The sequence below is a fragment of the Holdemanella sp. genome, assembly GCF_056804935.1.
In genome coordinates, this window is sequence record NZ_DBMEXE010000143.1 from 1 (window position 1) to 795 (window position 795).

Annotated in this window: 1 protein-coding gene; it reads left to right on the plus strand. The window is 34.8% G+C overall.

Annotated elements, in window-relative coordinates; translation table 11 throughout:
* Positions 1 to 795: radical SAM protein (locus ACZQCL_RS06965; protein ID WP_482482433.1), on the plus strand; the 795-nt coding region annotated here is incomplete at both ends.

Consider the following 795-nt stretch of genomic DNA (forward strand, 5'->3'; position numbering starts at 1 on the left):
TGATTGGTGCCAAACAAAAAAATGAATTAGTGAATTTAATCCAAAAAGCATTAAAGGATCATGAAAAAATTGACGTTGTCAATGAGGTTACACAATTTAAAGATTTTGAAGCTATGCCCGTACATTGTTTTGAATCGATGCATAGAGCTTTCTTAAAAGTACAAGATGGATGTAATCAATTCTGTTCCTATTGTGCGATTCCTTTTGCGCGTGGTAGAGAGCGTAGTTTAAATCATGAACAGGTGATTCAAATTGCCAAAGATCTATGTGATAAAGGACATACAGAAATTGTGTTAACCGGTATTCATACGGGGCGTTATGATGATGGAGAATACGATTTAGCTAAATTAATGAAAGCCTTATTAGAAAATACGCCAGACTCTGTGTATTATCGTATTTCAAGTATAGAAATCACGGAAGTCAGCGATGCTTTGATTGCGTTAATGAAAGAAAATCCTCGTATGTGTCATCATTTACATATTCCGGTACAATCGGCATGTAATGAAACATTAAGACGTATGAATCGTCCATATACAATTGAGGAATTTAAAGAAAAAATCAACTATATTCGTTCTTGTATTCCAGATATTTCGATTTCAACGGATGTGATTGCAGGCTTTGTCCAGGAAAGTGATGAAGAATTTGAAACGACATATGAAAATCTAGCGGATTTAGAATTAAGCTTCTTCCATGTTTTCCCTTATAGTAAGCGTAATGGAACAAAGGCAAGTACTTTAAAGGGTGAAATCAATGGAAAGGTCGCAAAAGCTAGAGTGGCTCGTTTACTTGAACTTT